This is a genomic window from Natronoflexus pectinivorans (assembly GCF_004345615.1).
GTDB classification, from domain to species: Bacteria; Bacteroidota; Bacteroidia; order Bacteroidales; family Marinilabiliaceae; genus Natronoflexus; species Natronoflexus pectinivorans.
On the sequence record NZ_SLWK01000001.1, the window covers coordinates 195440 to 214523 of the forward strand.

The 19084-nt window shown below is 40.8% G+C and carries 12 protein-coding genes; 4 read left to right on the forward strand and 8 right to left on the reverse strand.

The genetic code is table 11. From position 1 onward, the window contains the following. Positions 1 to 66 precede the first annotated feature (66 nt). From EV194_RS00815 to coaD, 3 genes are all read right to left on the reverse strand, one after another. On the reverse strand, positions 67 to 1416 hold the full coding sequence (locus EV194_RS00815) for a GntP family permease (RefSeq protein WP_132431116.1): 1350 nt from the start codon (positions 1414 to 1416) through the stop codon (positions 67 to 69). Between the two features lie 12 nt (positions 1417 to 1428). Further along, positions 1429 to 2889, reverse strand: coding sequence for a TlpA family protein disulfide reductase (locus EV194_RS00820; RefSeq protein ID WP_132431118.1), 1461 nt, complete (start codon positions 2887 to 2889; stop codon positions 1429 to 1431). 71 nt (positions 2890 to 2960) lie between these two features. Beyond that, positions 2961 to 3452, reverse strand: a complete 492-nt coding sequence (gene coaD, locus EV194_RS00825) for a pantetheine-phosphate adenylyltransferase (protein ID WP_132431120.1) — start codon at positions 3450 to 3452, stop codon at positions 2961 to 2963. Between the two features lie 272 nt (positions 3453 to 3724). On the opposite strand from coaD, the gene EV194_RS00830 reads away from it, so the two are divergent. Both EV194_RS00830 and EV194_RS00835 read left to right on the forward strand, forming a co-directional pair. Then, the gene (locus EV194_RS00830) at positions 3725 to 7981 is read left to right on the forward strand and encodes a CotH kinase family protein (protein ID WP_132431122.1); all 4257 of its coding nucleotides are present in this window, start codon (positions 3725 to 3727) and stop codon (positions 7979 to 7981) included. 371 nt (positions 7982 to 8352) lie between these two features. After that, a complete protein-coding gene (locus EV194_RS00835; RefSeq protein ID WP_132431124.1) occupies positions 8353 to 9522 on the forward strand; it encodes an esterase in 1170 nt (389 codons plus the stop codon). A 112-nt stretch (positions 9523 to 9634) separates the two neighbouring features. On the opposite strand, the gene EV194_RS00840 is transcribed toward EV194_RS00835, so the two are convergent. Beyond that, on the reverse strand, positions 9635 to 12595 hold the full coding sequence (locus EV194_RS00840; protein WP_132431126.1) for a glycosyl hydrolase 115 family protein: 2961 nt from the start codon (positions 12593 to 12595) through the stop codon (positions 9635 to 9637). Between the two features lie 565 nt (positions 12596 to 13160). Here EV194_RS00840 and EV194_RS00845 point away from each other — a divergent pair. Together EV194_RS00845 and EV194_RS00850 are read left to right on the forward strand one after the other, a co-directional pair. Next, the gene (locus tag EV194_RS00845; RefSeq protein WP_132431128.1) at positions 13161 to 14147 is read left to right on the forward strand and encodes an aldo/keto reductase; all 987 of its coding nucleotides are present in this window, start codon (positions 13161 to 13163) and stop codon (positions 14145 to 14147) included. A gap of 13 nt (positions 14148 to 14160) precedes the next feature. Beyond that, positions 14161 to 14562, forward strand: coding sequence for a DUF2721 domain-containing protein (locus tag EV194_RS00850; protein ID WP_079556071.1), 402 nt, complete (start codon positions 14161 to 14163; stop codon positions 14560 to 14562). Here the strand turns inward: EV194_RS00850 and hisB are convergent. The 4 genes from hisB to hisD all read right to left on the reverse strand — a co-directional run bounded on the left by hisB (position 14559) and on the right by hisD (position 19066). Then, positions 14559 to 15689, reverse strand: a complete 1131-nt coding sequence (gene hisB / locus EV194_RS00855; protein WP_132431130.1) for a bifunctional histidinol-phosphatase/imidazoleglycerol-phosphate dehydratase HisB — start codon at positions 15687 to 15689, stop codon at positions 14559 to 14561. The genes EV194_RS00850 and hisB overlap by 4 nt on opposite strands. Positions 15690 to 15702: 13 nt before the next feature. Further along, positions 15703 to 16608, reverse strand: a complete 906-nt coding sequence (locus EV194_RS00860) for an alpha/beta hydrolase (protein ID WP_132431132.1) — start codon at positions 16606 to 16608, stop codon at positions 15703 to 15705. 18 nt (positions 16609 to 16626) lie between these two features. Further along, on the reverse strand, positions 16627 to 17664 hold the full coding sequence (gene hisC / locus EV194_RS00865; protein WP_132431134.1) for a histidinol-phosphate transaminase: 1038 nt from the start codon (positions 17662 to 17664) through the stop codon (positions 16627 to 16629). A 115-nt stretch (positions 17665 to 17779) separates the two neighbouring features. Next, positions 17780 to 19066: a histidinol dehydrogenase gene (gene hisD / locus EV194_RS00870; protein WP_132431136.1), complete on the reverse strand. Its 1287-nt coding sequence runs from the start codon at positions 19064 to 19066 to the stop codon at positions 17780 to 17782. Positions 19067 to 19084 lie beyond the last annotated feature (18 nt).

Below are 19084 nucleotides of genomic sequence, written 5' to 3' on the forward strand. Positions count from 1 at the left end.
GCAAAAGTACTTCTTTTGTTCCAGATTCGAAAGAATTATTAAAGTGTTTAAAAGCAGTCAATCAGATTAAACGAAAAAACTAACCAGTAGAGTGAGAGCAAGACCTGAAACTGCTATGATGGTTTCCATAACAGTCCATGATTGGAGTGTTTGTTTTTCGTCCAATCCAAGATACTTGCCAACCAACCAAAAACCGCTGTCGTTTACATGAGATAATATGGTTGCTCCTGAACTGATGGCCAATACGATAAGAGCTCTGTGCATTTCGCTCAAATCGAAAGCAACCAACAGAGGAGCCATAATTCCGGCTGCCGTAATCATAGCAACCGTTGCAGAGCCCTGGGTTATTCTTACCAAGGCGGCCAATGCCCATGCCAGGAGCACCGGAGGCCACGCCGATTTAGCCAAAGCACCTGCTAGAACATCACCAATACCACTGTCAACCAAGACCTCCTTCAATGCACCTCCTGCCCCCGTTACCAAAATAATGATTCCGGCCGGACCTAATGCTTTGGTGCTTAAATCCAGAATTTCCTTTTTCTTAAATCCCCGCCGAAGCCCTAGAAAGTATATGGCAACCAGCGTAGCAATGATTAAGGCAGAAAAAGGATGCCCTATAAACATCAACAGATCCGGGAATACCCCTTTTTCAATCACTTCCCTTGTCACCATTACATTTGTAATGGTGGCCAGTAAAATTAATATGAGTGGGATCAGTATTATCCAGATAATCTGACCGAAAGGAGGTAGTTTCTCTTCAGAAGTATTGGCTTCCTCAAAAAAATCCGGCGGAGAAACCATTATCTTCTTACTGATGTATCGCCCAAAAACAGGACCTGCGAGAATAGCCACAGGAATTCCGAGCAAAAAACCAAACAGAATGACATACCCTAACTGTGCACTAATGATTTCAGCCACAGCGACTGGACCCGGCGTGGGTGGAATAAAGGAATGAGTCACGGCAAGTCCGGCCAACAAAGGAATACCGTAATACAGCAAAGAGAGTTTGGTATCCCGCGCTAAAGCATATACTATGGGAATTAAGATGATAAAACCAACATCGAAAAACACCGGAATCCCAATAAAAAAACCGGAAAGCACCATCGCATATGGTGCTTTTTTCTGTCCAAACTTTTTAACCAGATACCTTGCGAGAGCTTCCGCCCCTCCTGAACTTTCCAACATCTGGCCAAATATAGCACCCAACCCCACAACAGTTGCTACGAAACCAAGAGTCCCTCCCATGCCCTTCTGAATGCTGTCAAGTACTGTTTGAAATGGCAATCCACTTGCGATGCCAACAAACATAGCAGTTATTATCAATGCTATAAAAGCATTGATCTTAAGTCTTAATACCAATAAAAGCAACAGGACTACTGCTGCAACCACCACCAATGCAAGAAAAATACCGGACATAGGCAAAAGGTTTTATCTGAATATTGACCTGCGCTCTGGAGGATTACGCCGAAGCTGCTCTCTTTGCCATGATCTGTAACGGTCGGCAAACCGTGCTCTGAAATTTTCGTCTGGTGTAGGCGCCGGCGACAAAGAGAGAACCCCTTCAGGATTTATTAAATAATAGGCAGGAACTGCCATGATATTGTAATCAAACAATACAGTTGGGGCAGAAGCAAAGTGTAAAAACGTCCAATCATAAGATGGATGCCGATCCAAAAACCTTGTCATTGCTTCAAAATCCTCATCCACAATGATGGTCACAACATGTAATTGCTCACGAAAAACTTCCTGAATCCTGACCAATGACTGCATATCCCGCAATGCCGAAAAGTTTGCAGTATGCATAAAATTTAAATAGACAAATTTACCCCTGAAATCTTCCAGGCTCCTATAATTTCCCTCTCGATCCAACAAGGTAAAACCCGGAGCTTCGGTACCTGTGCGAAGCATTGAAAGTTTTCGGTGAAACTGACGCGCCATTTCCCGGGTTTCAGGTGTTGATGCTGTATGTACAGCATCAGATGTTATGGCAAATACGGTTTCAGGTGCTAGATTTTCCTGGTAAAAGGCTTCGTAAAGAGAATATAACAACATCACTTCCGCAAATTCACGATTTTTGAAGATTGTGTCCTGAACAGCAATGTCTGCAATCGAATTAAAACTTTCCCTGCGGGAAATGCTTCGCAATATTGGTTGTTGAACCTCTTCTGCCAGATTGTTTGGAAAAAAACCTTTAAACACATCATTGAATACCTCCCAATACACTGGCAAATGATAATCAACAGCTTGATTTGACATGTAGCGATGAATCAACGTCCTGTTTTGTCTTCGTACAGTCATGCGCCATAATTTCATATAAATGAACTGTTTATGGCGATTAAAAACAGGATGATCAAAGGTAAATCTCTCCTCCAGCATTTCTTCAATTTCTGTTGCTCTGGCAACGTTTCCATTCACAAACAGATCGGTTGCATACCTGCTGAAATTAAACTCAAACATGGCATCGAATTCAACAATATTTCTGTTCAACGCACGTGCTTCTTCGTTTGCAATTCCGAGCAACACCTCTTCCGGCTGGAAAAAGGGATTAAGCCTTTCAGCTTGATTTTTAGGTTCAAACGGAGGAAGAACCAATTGATAGCTCAAACCGGGTTCCAGATAAATGGACGCTCTGTATCTGCCCAGGTCAACGAATGCGTGGAGGGTTTCATTCAGAGGAAAAGTAAAGTCAAACTCGCCATCGTCATCAATGGCTAGCGTCACCAAAGGCTCAGTTTGAGGAATTATAAAATTTGAATAACGCTCAAAAACGAGATTAAATCCGGCATACTCAGGATTCTTTCCAAAAAATCTAACTTCATCGTTGTTGGTTTGTCCAAAAGCGGCACCATTTATACCCCAAAGAACAAGACAGACTATATAAACCCTCATTTAAACATGTTTATGATGTATTTAAAAAAACTTCCATCGCTCTAATGACAAAGCAAACTTCCGGCCATTTTTCAAACTTTAACCTTCCCTGCTCTGATGTCCTGAATCATTCGATATGTTATTACAGGAATAAACTTTGATGCATCACCATTGTGTTTAAGGATGTCTCTAACAATGGACGAATTTACGGGCGTATGTTCCGGCGTGGTTAACAAAAACACTGAATCGATTCCGGTCATCAGTTTATTAACCTGGGCAATGGCTCGTTCATATTCAAAATCGGCAGCTGTTCTGATGCCTCGAAGAATAAAGTCTGCCTGTTTTTCGTGAGCAAACTCCACGGTAAGGTTTTCATATCTCTCAACCAATATACGCGGCTCGTCTTCAAACTGAGCTTTAATGAACGCCACGCGTTCATTAATTGTGAAATAATAACTCTTTGTGGTATTATAACCAACCGCTACAATTATTTTATCAAAAAGTTTTAGCCCACGACGAACGATGTTCTCGTGACCAACCGTAAAGGGATCAAATGATCCGGGGAAAATTGCTATTCTTTCCATTCAAACATAGATTTATTGAAAAGGTAAAATTTGGAAAAATAAGTTGAAACAGCAAACCTTTAATTCTTGATTAACGTGGAAAGTTAATAATCAATAACTTTAACTGCAAAAATAAAACTTAAAACACCTTTAAAAGCAACCATTTGAAGTGTCTGCATCAACTAAAATATATGAGTTATTGATACTTTTAATAACTGAAAATTAAAGAGTATTTTTAAAACCTGTAAAAACACGGCTTCTCTTTTCCAGCCATTTGCAATAAACAAAGAAAAATGATATTTAAGAAAGAAAAAACGATCACATTTACTCAATTCATTTTTAATCAGAATCTCTTACGCAAAAAACTACTAGCTGCTTTAATTGTTGCACCGGCATTTTTTTTATTTAACCTTTCAGCTCAGCATATCCGGATAAATGAAGTCATGGCTTCAAACTCTTCTACCATTTCCGATGAGGATGGTTCATTTGAAGATTGGATTGAGATTATTAACATTGGTGATGAAATCATTAATCTGAAAGGCTATGGTCTTTCAGATGATTATAACGATATTCGAATGTGGATTTTCCCCGACTACCTAATAGAACCAGGGGAAAAGCTTATTGTTTGGGCATCCGGCAAAGACCGGAAACCCATAAAAAATGAAATGCAAAATGGAATTAAAAGACGTTTTTACGATAACATCCCCGGCTCCCAGGTAAGCGATCTGACAAGCCACCATAGTTTTCCCAATCACCCAACATTAAGTCACATAATTACCAGTTTCTTCGAAGCTCCTCTAAATATTGGGGACAATTATGGGCAGCACATGTTTGCCTGGATAAAGCCACCTTTAAGTGGGGAATATAGGTTTTGGATTGCCAGCGATGACAATTCTGAACTGTATCTTAGTACAGACTCATCTCCGGAAAATCAATCACTGATTGCGAGTGTATCTGGCTGGACAAATCCACGACAATGGGATAAATATCCCTCTCAGGCTTCCCTACCGATTTTCCTTGAAGAAGGGAATTACTATTATCTTTCAACTTTAATGAAAGAAGCAATTGGTGGAGATCATCTTTCCGTGAGATGGAGAATGCCAGCTGGAGTCATAGACGAACCAATTAGCGCTGAATACTGTTTCGTGCCTGGAGGCTACTTACACACTAATTTCAGGATTGACTCAAAAGGAGAAGAGATCATTTTGACTAATCCAGAGGGGTTCATTATTGATCAGGTGGTTCCAACTCGTATTCCGACCGACATTTCATATGGCCGTTATCCTAATGGAACGGGAAAGTGGGTCTATTTTGAGAATCCAACACCCGGCAAACCAAACCCGGACAACTACGTGTCCGGGATCGCAACAACTCCAACCATTTATCCCAATGGAGGAATTTTTAGAGAAAATACAATTGTGAGTTTATCCTCTAATAATGGGGCAACCATACGTTATACCACAAACGGAAGTAAACCTACTGCTGATAGCCCTATTTATGAAAATCCTCTTATTATATCTCAAACCACTCAGCTAAGGGCTGCTGCATTCGAGGAAGGAAAACTGAGAAGTGAAATAGTTTCAGCCAACTTTTCTTTTATTCATAAGAGTCTGGAGGGGTTCAGTTCCAACTTACCTGTGATGACCATTTTTGGATACAATACCCCGATTACACCAGGAAGCAGAACCCCAGCTTACATGGTCATATCCAACAATGAACACGAAGGAAGAAATGAAATTACTGATATTCCTGAATTCCAAAGTAGAATCATCATCAACAAAAGGGGATCAAGTTCTTTAAGTTTCCCAAAAAACAATTACGGTTTTCATATCCAGGAAGAAGATGGTAGCAACGGTAAGGTTTCTCTTCTGGGATTACCGGAAGAGCATAACTGGGTTTTACATGGCCCCTATTCTGACAAAACCCTTATGCGCAATGCCTTTTCTTACGGTTTAAGCAATGAAATTGGACAATACTCTCCATACACCAGATTTGTTGAGCTTTTCATACACACCGGAACAGGAACGCTTAACGAATTACATTATCATGGTGTTTACCTGCTGACGCAACGCATAAAAGTTGCACCGGGAAATGTAAACATTCAAGATCTGGAGACATGGCATAACAACCACCCGGAAATTACCGGCGGATACATTTTTAAAAATGACCGCCTAAACCCGGGAGAATCCGGATTCCATACCAGCAGAAACAGTCACTTTGCCTTTGTAAGACCCAATGAAGCCACCATCACACCACAACAAAGAGATTATCTTGTTGGGTACATCGACTCTCTGGAAACAGCCTTGTTTGGTGACGATTTCAAGGATCCGAAAGTTGGATATCGCGCCTTTCTGGATGTTCCGTCATTCGTTGATATGCATCTGATAACAGAAGTCACCAAAGAGATTGACGGATATCGGCTAAGTACTTTTTTCACCAAAGAAAGAGGAGAAAAAATTAAATCGGGTCCCCTATGGGATTTCAATTTATCTCTTGGAAATGCAAATTATAATGAAGGATGGAGTCCCGAAGGCTGGTATTATATCCTTCTTAATCAGGAACAATACCTTAAAGGGTGGTACACCCGACTATTCGAGGATGAGGAATTTAGAAGAAAGTACAATAAAAGATACCGAAGTTTACGCACAGGAAAGTTCTCAAACGCATTTCTTAAAAACAAGATACTTGATTACTATGATCTTTTATGTGAAGCTCAGGTTCGTAATTTTGAACGATGGAGGATTCTGGGAAATTATATATGGCCCAACTGGTTCATAGGCAACACTTACGAAGAAGAGGTTTTCTGGATGATTGACTGGCTCGAAAGAAGGCTGGATTGGATCGACGGACAGTTGGGAGAACCATTTTCTGTCATTCACTACTGGAACTTCAACAATGAGGATAATCTTTTCGCTCCAACTTATACAATCGGAGGAGGTTCTTTGGCTGTCGTTCCCGGAGGTTCAAGTGAAGCAATATCTGGAACCGGACAAGGCTTTGTGGCCATTAATGCAAAGAACAATGATCCGGCAGGTTCCCATTTGCGTGTTAACAACCCATCTGGCTCCGCGGTCGTTTTCAAAGTTCCATCAACCGGATATCAGGATTTGCTTTTTGCATATGAAACAAGGAGATCCGGAAGCGGAGCTAATCGTCAATACATCTCCTACTCTACAGATGGAATTGAGTTTATTCCTTTTGATACAATAATCGTAACAGACATTCCGGTGTACCATAGTTTTGATCTGGCTCTGCTTCCAGAAACTGACAACAATGAAAACTTAGCCATCAAAATCTCAATGGATTTTGATGAATCTGATGAGGGAGGTACCACAGGAAACAATAGAATTGACAATGTCTCTCTTGAAGGAGAACCTTTTAATGGAACTGTTCAGCCTCCTATAAAAATCAATTATTTCAGAGATCCGTTAAAACTAATTGAGAACTCGGGACCATATATAATAGATTTGTCTGATTTTTTCAGCCAACCACAAGGTCTACTTCTGACCTATTCGGTCGAAATCAGTAACGAAAACGTTCTTGATTATGATTTAACCAATTCCAGGCTAACAATTATGCCGATAAACAGGGGTGGTGCAACAATTCTAATTTCAGCATCAGATGGACAGAACCCACCATTTGAGCGCTCTTTTTACACCATTGTTTATCCTGAAGCTGTAGACCCTGACAACACTGAATTACACTTCAATTATTGGGATGCGAACGCTCCTGAAGGAACGTTCCCTAACCATATAATATTTATGCAGAGCGATACGGACGACCCGTTACCATCAGCAAAGTTCCACAGTGTTTATCAAATCCCTGAACAGGATTTTGCTGCAGGAGATGTCGGCAATATTGGTTTTCCATACAGGAATGAAAGCAGAACCCGGATCAATGGACTTGGAGAAAATGGCATATCTTTTATAAATACCGGAAGAGGAAGGGATTTGGGAGCATTAGTGCTTGCCGTTAACACACAAAATTCCGATAATATCGTTTTAAACTGGAGTGCTTCAACACTCAGAGCCAATTCGAGAGCCTACAGAATAAGACTTCAATTTCGCACTGAAATTGGCGCAGAGTGGAAAAACTGGAAAGACATCCATGGTAACAAAATAGAATACCACCGTTCTTCTGTTGAAAACGAAATAGAGACATTCGAAAATATCATCTTTCCTAAGGAGGTGTTAAATAAAGACTATTTACAGCTGAGGTGGCTCTTTTATTACACAGGAGAAAGAGTTGATCAAACCAGTGGGGCACGTGACATGCTTGCCATTCATTCCATTAACATATCCGGTTCAACCGGTATTCCTGGTGAATATGACGAGAACAATCTTCCTGAATTAAGAGTATACCCAAACCCTGTTAATGAAACTTTTATTAACTTTAGTGAGCGAACAACAGGCCGTATTTTTAACATGGCGGGAGTTGAAGTCGGACGAATGTTTAACAAAAATGTAGCAAGGGTGGGGCATCTTCCGGGAGGAATATATATCTATCAGGAAGCCAACACCGGACGAGTGGTAAAATTCATCATTCAATAAATTCATTTTTATCCTGTTTTATTGACATAGGTCGAACTTCGTTTCATGAATTGTCGTTATGAGATTATTAAATACCAATAAATACGGACAACCGCAAAGAAAATTGATGAAGGTAATAATTGATTATTTTCAAGTCAATTTTATTGAGGACGTCAGTATTTAGCAGGTAGTTGATCATCGTAATAGATAATTTGTGAATAATACAGGTTATATAAAACAAGTCCCGAAGAAATTTAAAAATAAATTATATGAAACAAGCCATGATAAAACCTTCTCAAACAGTCGATTTACTGAGCCCAGTCGAAATAAGTATGACTGGATTGGCGAGTTCCATCCCGAGTACTCGGGATTAAAATACAAACTATAGACACATGAAAAAAAACTTATTATTCTTAGCTCTAATGCATCTTATTTCTATCCATACAATGGCACAACAAGCACTTTGGGGTGGATCTGAAATTGTTTCACCGGAAATAAACGATGACAATTCCGTCACTTTTCGTTTGCATGCTCCCCATGCAAATCAGGTTCAACTTACAGGCGACTGGATCCCTTCAGAAGGGTGGAATCCGGGACTTGTTGAGATGGAAAAAACTGAAGATGACTTATGGATTTATACTACCGAACCATTGGAGTCCAATCTTTATGGCTACTCATTTTTTGTTGATAAAATGAGAATGAACGACCCATCCAATGTATACCTTATAAGGGATGTGGCAACCTTAACCAACGTTTTTATAATAAGTTGTGGTCAAGGAGATTATTATAAAGTCAATGATGTTCCTCACGGAACCATCACACGCCAATGGTATCATTCGCCGGAAAATGATAAGAACCGTCGAATCACCATTTACACCCCACCCAGATATGAAACAAGCCATGAAGAATATCCTGTTTTGTATCTGTTACATGGCATGGGTGGCGATGAAGAGGCATGGATGGCTTTGGGCCGCACCTCCCAAATTCTGGATAATTTAATAGCTCAGGGAAAAGCTGAACCAATGATAGTTGTGATGCCAAATGGAAATGTTTATCAGGAAGCAGCTCCGGGAGAATCCAGCCTTGGGTTTGTTAAACCAACCATGCAACTTCCGAACACCATGGATGGTAAAATGGAAGAAACTTTTATGGATGTTATCAACTTTGTTGAAAGTAACTACCGAGTAAAACAATCCCCCGGAGCAAGAGCCATTGCCGGTTTATCGATGGGAGGATTCCATTCCCTTCATATTTCACGCTATTATCCAAATACTTTTCATTACATTGGGTTGTTTTCAGGTGCTGTTTTTCCCTCAGGAGATGCCACTTCTCCCGTATACAAAAACCTCGAAGAGACTCTTATAAATCAAAAAGATAACGGATACCAGCTTTACTGGATAGCCATGGGGAAGACAGACTTTCTTTACGAACAGTGTGTTGAGTTGAGAAAAATAATGGACAGAATTAACATGCCATACACTTATCGAGAAAGTGAGGGAGGTCATACATGGGATAACTGGCGTTTATATTTAACTGAATTTGTTCCGATGCTGTTTAAATAAAAAACAGAAGATATGCGGAAAAGATGACCATTGGTCATTCCTCTGTCAAAAGTAAATAAAAACACCCCGTGAAATTCACGGGGTGTTTTTATTAAAAAATCATTTCTCCAATCTATTTATTAAAAAAGCTTTGCGGTGGCCCTAAGTAAGTCTCACCCATATCTCCCGTTTGCACAACTATTTTTTGGATAACTACATTTGGGTTCTTCATCCAGATTTTAAGAGTATGCTTACCTGGTTTATCAATTGTATGGGTTGTTCTACGTACATTGATATTATTTGACACCCAACTGGCCCAAACACCATATTCTGGAGCACCGTAACTGTAATCTCCCCAGTTTAATATTTCGGTATGAATATTCTCAATCTGTGGTTCTTCGTCGTTAAAAGAGATGCCATATTTCAAACCTGTTCGTTCATGTTTAAAATTTTTGGTAGGAGCCAAGTATACATGAACAGTTACTTCGCCTTCCGAGAAAAGGTGCATATCATATTCCAACCTTGGAGCATCCTGATCTCCTGGGGTCTGAATATCAGCCAATACAGGGAAAGACACCATAGAAGCATAGGTTCTTCCTAAATCAGGAACATACTTCCACCATGCATTTTCTGAATCAACCTTTCGGGTGAAATTCGGCGCTTCAATGGATACATAACCATTGGCCTCAACAAATCCCTGAACATTCTCACGAGCCGGATATGAAGGATTGAACACCTCGGCATAAACAGTAATAATTCTATTGTCGGGACCGCTTATCCTTATGGGTTGACGATGCGTACCATCTGGAACCTGATTCCAGTCTACACTGACTAATAAGCGCTCTTGTTTCTCTACTGTACCGGCAGGTTTGTCAATCAATAACCAGGGCACATCTGTATCTGTAGAATACTCAAATGAAAATCTTCCCCGGTTAAACACGTCTATATAGAATGATTGTTGATTAAACTTATCAAACTTAGGCAACACGGCTTCTTGTCTGTTACGACCAGCTTGTGGCCATGCATATCCTGAGCCTTCAATTGCTACCCTCATATCGGCAGGGTCATGTGGTGTGGCAACAGTTACATTGGGCATAACGTCCCATGGAGGCTGATTCCAGTACGTATAACCAATACGCGTTTGGGACATCATATGCATCCATTTACCATCAGCTATGCTGTGGTACTTATCATTAAGCTTGGCATCCATATCAAAATGATAACGTACCTTGTCCGCCATTTCCGTTGTACTTGAGCGCAATTGCCTGGCATACAGACGATTTTTTGCCACAGAAACATACATTTCATTTAAATTGGCTGATGCTTTTACCGGATAAAGAACCAATTGAAAAAATGCATCCCGGTACTCTTCTGAAATTTTTCCGTTAATTCGTTCAGCTTTCTTCAACAAATTATTATACTCCTCAACCACTCTTTGACCTTCACGGAAATGAATGATACTATATGTATCTTCATTTAATAATTCAGGTTTTCTTCTGGAGTTTATTCTTGTGTATTCATTTAACAGGTGTGCAATTTCTTCTGCAAACTCTTTCCCAAACTGTTGTTGAGCCCACCATTTTGGATATTGTCCCATCACATCAGCTGGGATAGCGTCAGGATTCCAGGCAAAATCCAGGAAGAAAGAAATAGGAAACTCCATTGGCTTTAGGTCTCCAACATTTACCAACCACAATTTATCAATGTTGTGACGATAAGTAATGTTCATCTGTTCCCATATTCTCGAAATTTGTATGGTGTTAATCCACTTGTAACTTCTCGGGCCACCAACATAATCAAAATGATAATACATCCCCCATCCTCCGGAACGCTTTGCAGCAGCTTCAGGATCTGGAAGGTAACGAATATTGCCCCAGTTGTCATTGGTGAGCAGGATTAACACATCATCAGGAACTTCCATGCCTCTGTTGTAATAATCCATTACCTCTTTATAGAGAGCCCAAATCTGAATTACATCATCCGGATTTTTTGCGTGGTTTTGAATAATCTCTCTTTGATCATTCACAACTCTTTCAATAAGCTCAATGTTCGCCTCTTCACTCAAAGGTTCATCTCCATCTCCTCGCATCGCAAGAGTAACAGTACTCTCATAGTCCTTCATTCTTTCTATTCCTTCAATCCAGAATTTCCTCAGCCCTTCTTCATTGGTTTGGTAATCCCAATCACCTTCTCCATATCTTTCCCATTCAATATGAGCTCTCATCATTGGTTCATGGTGAGTATAACCAATCACCACACCATACATATCAGCCAAAGGAGCGTTATGTGGGCAATCGTCGTGAAAAGCTTTACCCCACATTGCAGGCCATAAGTAATTTCCTCTGAGTCTTAAAATCAACTCAAAAACTTTTTCATAAAATTGATGATTAAACCCTCCAAAAGAGTGTCTGACCCAATTCCCTAATGCAGGTTCATCGTTATTAAGGAATATTCCCCTGTATTGTACCTTTGGTTCTCCAAGTGTGAATCGTTCTGGCGACACATAAAGATTTGGCTGATGAGCAACAGGAACATCAGCCCACCAGTACCATGGAGAAACTCCTATTTGTCTTGAAATTTCATAAATTCCAAAAATGGTTCCCCGTTTGTCGCTACCGGCAATAACCAATGCCTGATCTACACCTTTAACGGGATTATCAACAACCTGAATAATAAATTTCTCCCACTTTCCGTCTAACTCCTCTGCATTTATTTTTCCTTCTTCTGCAAGCTTGTCAATAACCTGATTATTGCCAAGGGTACCGGCAATCACAATCCTTTTGGATTTTGGAACTGACTTTGTTGAAAGTTTCGGCTTGTTCCTGGTAACAAGCTCAAAATCACTCTGCAGATCCTTCAAAGCACGTATGACTCCCTGGTAATCATCCGAATGAGTATATAAAGGCACAGGCTTTCCACTTACGGCCAAAGGAAAATAGCCGTCCACAGAAGTGAAACTTATGATACTGGACGAATGCGAACCGACACTTGCATCGGACGCTAATAATTGATTGTTATTACTCACCAATTCTCCAGCTACTGCTAAAAAGAACAGAGAAAGTAAACTTCTGATAACTAAACACTTTTTTTTCATGTTTTTTTCTTTTGTTTATAATATGTCGATAAATCGATTCTCATATGACTATAGACAGCAATCAGGATAGAGTTAAACGCTGCCCTCTCACAGTCCTCAAAGCCAATGTCTTCATGAACCAAAACAACAGTTAAAGCAAGACATTAAAACGACCCCAGTAAGTTGAAAATTTAGGAGGACGATATGATAAAACCGGGAATTTTCTTTTGAGATGCTTCCTCTGAAAAATCCTAATTACAAAATAAGTTAAAAACACCGTGCAGAATGTGGATAAAATCATTATAAAGGAGGACATTAATGAAATAACTAAGATTAAAAAGAACACAATACATAAATTCACAAAACGCAGGGAGTGTCTATTGACTCAAATCTTAGAGAATACTATTCAGAAGTTTTGAAAAACCTGTGAGATTATCATTTTTCAATTATCAAATCAGTATATTTGATAGATCAAATTTCAAAAGAGACGACCTTTTTCTTTTAAGAAAGAAAAAGAGATGGATACAAACAAGCGTCCAGCAATGTCCCGGAGTTTCATTTTTAATCATGCTTAAAACAGAATAAAATGCAATACCGTCAACTAGGAAAAACAGGATTTAACATCTCAGAAATTTCTCTTGGCACGTGGCAGGTAGGAGGAAAATGGGGCTCAGGTTTTGATGACAAACTGGCCGATGAGATTATTAACACCGCCATAGATAATGGGGTAAACTTTATCGACACGGCCGATGTTTATGAAAACGGTCTCAGCGAAACCGCTGTTGGACGAGTGGTGCGCAGCCGATCGGAACGAATATATGTTGCCTCAAAATGTGGGCGACAGATCAATCCGCATGTGAGCAAAGGCTACCAGCCGAATGTGCTTCAAAAATACGTTGAGGACACTTTAAAACGCACTGGGTTAGAACAACTGGATTTAATTCAGTTGCATTGTCCCCCTACCGAAGTCTATTACCGGCCTGAAATATTTGAACGATTTGAGCGGCTAAAAGAGCAAGGGAAAATTGCCAATTTGGGAGTCAGCGTAGAAAAAGTTGAGGAAGCTTTAAAAGCCATTGAATATCCAAATGTAACCACGGTTCAAATCATCTTTAATCTTTTAAGGCAAAGACCTTCAGAACTGTTTTTTAAAGAAGCAAAGAAACGGAACATTGGGATCATTGTGCGCGTCCCTCTCGCTAGTGGGTTGTTAACTGGAAAGTTTAAAGCCGACACGCAGTTCACATCAGATGATCATCGAAATTTTAATCGCAATGGTGGGGCTTTTGATAAAGGCGAAACTTTTTCCGGAATTGATTACAACCTGGGATTAAAGGTTGTTGAAGAGCTCAAAGAGGTATTCCCCGGCGTTGAAAATCTTGCACCGGCAGCCTTAAAGTGGATATTGCAATTTAAAGAAGTGAGCTGCATCATTCCGGGCGCATCAAAAAAAGAGCATGTAACGTCTAATCTTTCAGTATACGACTTCCCGGATCTGACACCTGAGCAGGTGTCTCAAATGAATGAGATTTACAAAAATCATATAAAGAAAGAAGTTCATCACTTATGGTAAACGCACTTGGATTATGGAGCAACTCACACTGACCACACCGGCACTGCTATTTTCTGCAATATCTCTGATATTGCTGGCCTACACCAATCGGTTTCTGGCCTATGCCTCGGTGGTTAGGGCTTTGCACGATAAGTTCATACAATCTCCCAACGACATATTGTATGGGCAAATACAAAACATGAGGAAACGGTTAATATTAACCCGCTCCATGCAAATCATGGGCATAGCCAGCTTGTTGCTTTGTGTGCTGTGTATGTTTTTGATTTATATTGGATGGCAAACTGCAGCCGAAATCATTTTTGGCGTTGCGTTGGTTTTACTGATTCTTTCACTCGGTACATCTATAAAAGAAATCCAGATCTCGGTAAAAGCTCTCGATTTACATTTGAGTGATATGGAAAAAAAGGAGTGCTAAAGCACTCCTTTTGTACTTGGCAGCTGATCGCTGAAAATATCTTTACGAATGGCATTTTTAATGGCTTTCGCGAAAGCCTTAAAAATTCCTTCTATTTTGTGGTGTTCATTTCCACCTTCAGCTTTAATATTCAAGTTGCTGAGTGATGTATCGCTAAAACTTTTAAAGAAGTGGTGAAACATCTCAGTAGGCATATCTCCTACCTTTTCGCGTTTAAATTCTGCATTCCACACCAACCATGGACGGCCGCCAAAATCAATGGCAACCTGTGCCAGCACATCATCCATAGGTAAACAAAAACCGTATCTCTCAATCCCCCTTTTATCACCCAAGGCTTTTCTGAAAGCCTCGCCTAAAGCAAGCCCGGCATCTTCAATCGTGTGGTGCTCATCCACATGCAAATCGCCATCTACTTTAATGGTCAAATCGCACCCGGAATGGCGTCCAATCTGCTCCAGCATGTGATCGAAGAAATGGAGGCCGGTTGAAATATCACATTTTCCGGTTCCATCCAAATCGAGTTCGATGTGTATTTTGGTTTCGGCTGTGGCTCTGTCGACCACAGCAGTTCGCTCCGATGAAAATAAGAAAGCGGCAATTTCATCCCAATCAGCAGATACAAAAACCGCATACTCACTAAGATTTTGATCTTCAAGCATGACTGAACCCTTTTCCTGTTCCTGTACAAAAATGGCCTTACAGCCAAGGTTTTTTGCCAATTGTACATCAGTCAGCCTGTCGCCGATAACATAAGATCCGGCCAGGTCATACTCCTCGGAGAAGTATTCAGTAAGCATTCCCGTTCCAGGTTTGCGGTTCGGGGAGTTGTCCTGCGGCATTGACGGATCAATATGCACTTTCGAAAACTCAATGCCCTCACCTTCCAAAGTACTCATCATTTTATTTTGAGCAGGCCAAAAAGTCTCCTCCGGAAAGGATGCTGTTCCCAATCCATCCTGATTGGTTACCATAACCAGTTCAAAATCCAATTTGGATGCGATAAGATGCAAATTCCTGATTACTTTTGGGAAAAACTCCAGTTTTTCCAAGCTATCCACCTGGTAATCCACAGGTGGCTCTTTTATGATTGTTCCATCGCGATCGATAAAGAGAACTTTCTTCTTCATTTATAGTAAAGTGTTAATCTATTTTATTCTTTAACCAAACATCCAGAAGCTCTATCCAGTATTCAACTCCTGAGTTTTCCCGAAATCCGTATCCATGTCCTCCAAAAGGAAGAATCAACTGAGTAACATCCACTCCTTTTTCAGACAAAGCGTCTGCATAGCGAAGTGAATTTTCCACCGGCACTGCTCTATCGTCCATCGAATGGACTAATAAAGTGACTGGAACTTCCGGAGAAGCCTGCTTTTCAAGAGAAAACAACTCCACAAACTCACTCAACGGATCTTCACCCAATAAGTTGACTTTACTTCCGCGATGGGTGATTTCATCATCCATCGAAATAACAGGATATACCAGAATCGAAAAATCAGGTCGGACATCTTCCTCCTTTAATTCTTTATTTACCGGAACATCGAACATCACTGATGCCGAACCGGCCAAATGACCGCCGGCAGAAAAGCCGATGACCCCAATTCTATCAGCGTCAACACCATACTTATCTGCATTACTACGAACATGATGAATGGCCTGCTGCAAATCAATTAATGGAGTGAAGGCCGGAGTTGTAACAATTTCTTCGTCCGGCAAACGGTATTTCAGCACAAAAGCTTCGTAACCACGTGAAGCAAACCACTTAGCCACCATAACGCCTTCATGATTTGTAGCCTGACGAGCGTATCCTCCACCCGGAACTATAATAATAGCCGGCTTCTGTTTTACAGCCATTTCACATGCAGCAAAGCGGAATATACCAGGAACAGAAACACGTGAAACCCGGTGATTTTCGTTTATTTCCTTTACAGCAAGCCCATCCCTGTTAAATGGGATGCTTTCATCCCACAAAGGAATCATCTCTTGACTAAATAATAATTGAGAATTCACTATCAGATAAAATATTATCAGCACCCTGTAGAGTCTCATAACACCTAATTTTTACATTTACACAAATAAGCGCAACGCATCCATTAATATCCTGTTCTCCTCGGGAGATCCTACTGTTATTCTCAAGCACCCTTCACAAAGAGTGACTGTAGAACGGTCGCGAATAATGATCTTCTTGTCCACCAGAAAATTATAAATCCTTTTGGGTTCAGTGGTTCTGACCAGCAAAAAGTTAGCATCAGAAGGATAAATGTGATGAACAAACGGTAGTTTTTTCAGCTCAGAAGCCAATTTTATTCGCTCATCCAGCAAAAGTTTTATCCACTGCTCTGTTTTCTCCTTGTTTTGAGATATCAGCTCCATGGCCTTTTTCTGAGTGAGAATATTCAGGTTGTATGGATACTTTATGCGACTTAAAATCTTGATGATTTCAGGCTGAGCAAATGCCATTCCCAAACGAATACCTGCCATCCCCCATGCTTTGGAGAATGTTTGCATCACAACCAGATTGGGAAAATTATTCAATTTTCCCAGCATTGAACGTCCCGGAGCAAAATCAACATAAGCCTCATCCAGAACAACTATACCATCGAATTTCCTCAAGATCGTTTCTACATCAGTCTCTCTGAAACAATTACCGGTGGGGTTATTGGGTGAACATATCCACAACATCTTGGTATTGGCATCAACCACATCAAGCAAGGCAGCCACATCCAATTCAAAGTCGGAAGTTAGTTTCACTTTTTTGACCTTAACATCGTTGGTTTCGGCAGCTACCTGGTACATCCCGTATGTTGGGTCAATGGATACCACATTATCAATACCCGGTTCGCAAAAGGCGCGATAGACCAAATCAATGGCTTCATCCGAGCCGTTACCCAAAAATATCTGGGCAGCATCAACCTCCTTTAATTCAGCTATAATAGCTTTCAGCTTTCGCTGATAAGGGTCGGGATAACGATTGTAAGGTTCATTGAAAGGATTTTCGTTGGCATCAAGGAAAACTCCTTCTTCACCTGTATATTCATCGCGTGCCGATGAATAGGGTTTAAGGTTTTGTATATTGGTTCTTAATAGTTGAGTGAGTGACCTCATGTTTTTATTATAAGATTCTTAGTACTATTGAATAGGCGCAGAGACGTAAAGACGCATAACAAAAGCCTGGCAATCATGCGCACAGAAACCATTCAGTTTCTCCGAGTATTCACGCTTAATCTCCAATTTCGTTTAATCTGATGGTGACAGCATTTTTGTGTGCCTCCAGCATTTCTGCTGCAGCCATTTCCTGGATTACAGGTCCCAGTTGTTTTAACCCTTCCGGCGTAATTTGCTGAAATGTAACCTTACGGATGTAGCTGTCGATGTTCACTCCGGAATAGGTTCTGGCATGACCATAAGTTGGTAATGTGTGGTTTGTTCCAGATGCGTAATCACCTGCACTTTCGGGAGTATAATGTCCAATAAAAACCGAACCGGCATTAATAATCCTGTCTGCCACCTCTTCTGCATCATTAACCGCCAAAATAAGATGTTCCGGGGCGTAGAGGTCGCTCATTTCTATCATCTCATCGATGGATGTCAGCAAAAAAGCTCTGCTATCGTTCAACGCACCTCTTGCTCCCTCTTCCCGTGGAAGTGATTTTACCTGCTTTTCAACTTCGGCCATTACAGCATCCAGAAGTTCCGGAACTGTGGTGAGCAGAATGACCTGACTTCCTGCGCCATGCTCAGCCTGTGACAACAGATCTGCTGCTACAAATGCAGGGTTGGCCGATTCATCGGCCATGACCAACACTTCTGATGGCCCCGCCGGCATGTCAATGGCCGTATTTTTAAGACTTATCAACTGCTTGGCTGCAGTGACATACTTATTACCGGGCCCAAATATTTTATAAACTTTAGGAACAGTTTCTGTACCGAAAGTCATTGCCCCAATGGCCTGAATTCCACCTATCTTGTAAATCTTATCAATTCCTGCCACACTGGCTGCATAAAGAATGGCCGGATGAATTTTTCCATCTTTTCCGGGAGGGGTACAAAGTATAATCTCCCGACAACCGGCAATTTTGGCAGGGACACCCAACATGAGCACCGTGGAGAATAATGGTGCAGTACCACCAGGAACATACAATCCCACCTTCTCAATGGGAACGCTCTTTTGCCAACAGATTACTCCCGGTTGGGTTTCAACTTTCTCCATTAATTGCCATTGGGTGGCATGAAACGTTTTGATATTTTGTGCTGCGGTTTCAATGGCTTTTTTAAGTTCTTCACTTATTTTTGATGAAGCAGCGGCAATCTCCTCCTCGCTCACTTGCAATTCAGCTCTTTCATAGCCATCAAACATCCGGCTGTATTTTAAAACTGCCTGATCCCCGCCAACCTCTATTTCATCCAGCACAGATTGTACCTGCTCATATAATCCGGAGACATCTAACTGAGGCCGCTGTAGCAACTCGTCCCACTGATTACGTGGCGGATTAACATACGTCTGCATAATAACCAACTTTAATAG

What these genes read in the sequence shown, in the direction of transcription:
- EV194_RS00860 (WP_132431132.1), bottom strand. Translation starts at nt 16,608, where the DNA reads ATGAGACTCTACAGGGTGCTGATAATATTTTATCTGATAGTGAATTCT.
- EV194_RS00840 (WP_132431126.1), bottom strand. Translation starts at nt 12,595, where the DNA reads ATGAAAAAAAAGTGTTTAGTTATCAGAAGTTTACTTTCTCTGTTCTTT.
- EV194_RS00820 (WP_132431118.1), bottom strand. Translation starts at nt 2,889, where the DNA reads ATGAGGGTTTATATAGTCTGTCTTGTTCTTTGGGGTATAAATGGTGCC.
- hisB (WP_132431130.1), bottom strand. Translation starts at nt 15,689, where the DNA reads ATGAAGAAGAAAGTTCTCTTTATCGATCGCGATGGAACAATCATAAAA.
- coaD (WP_132431120.1), bottom strand. Translation starts at nt 3,452, where the DNA reads ATGGAAAGAATAGCAATTTTCCCCGGATCATTTGATCCCTTTACGGTT.
- hisD (WP_132431136.1), bottom strand. Translation starts at nt 19,066, where the DNA reads ATGCAGACGTATGTTAATCCGCCACGTAATCAGTGGGACGAGTTGCTA.
- EV194_RS00830 (WP_132431122.1), top strand. Translation starts at nt 3,725, where the DNA reads ATGATATTTAAGAAAGAAAAAACGATCACATTTACTCAATTCATTTTT.
- EV194_RS00845 (WP_132431128.1), top strand. Translation starts at nt 13,161, where the DNA reads ATGCAATACCGTCAACTAGGAAAAACAGGATTTAACATCTCAGAAATT.
- EV194_RS00835 (WP_132431124.1), top strand. Translation starts at nt 8,353, where the DNA reads ATGAAAAAAAACTTATTATTCTTAGCTCTAATGCATCTTATTTCTATC.
- EV194_RS00815 (WP_132431116.1), bottom strand. Translation starts at nt 1,416, where the DNA reads ATGTCCGGTATTTTTCTTGCATTGGTGGTGGTTGCAGCAGTAGTCCTG.
- hisC (WP_132431134.1), bottom strand. Translation starts at nt 17,664, where the DNA reads ATGAGGTCACTCACTCAACTATTAAGAACCAATATACAAAACCTTAAA.
- EV194_RS00850 (WP_079556071.1), top strand. Translation starts at nt 14,161, where the DNA reads ATGGAGCAACTCACACTGACCACACCGGCACTGCTATTTTCTGCAATA.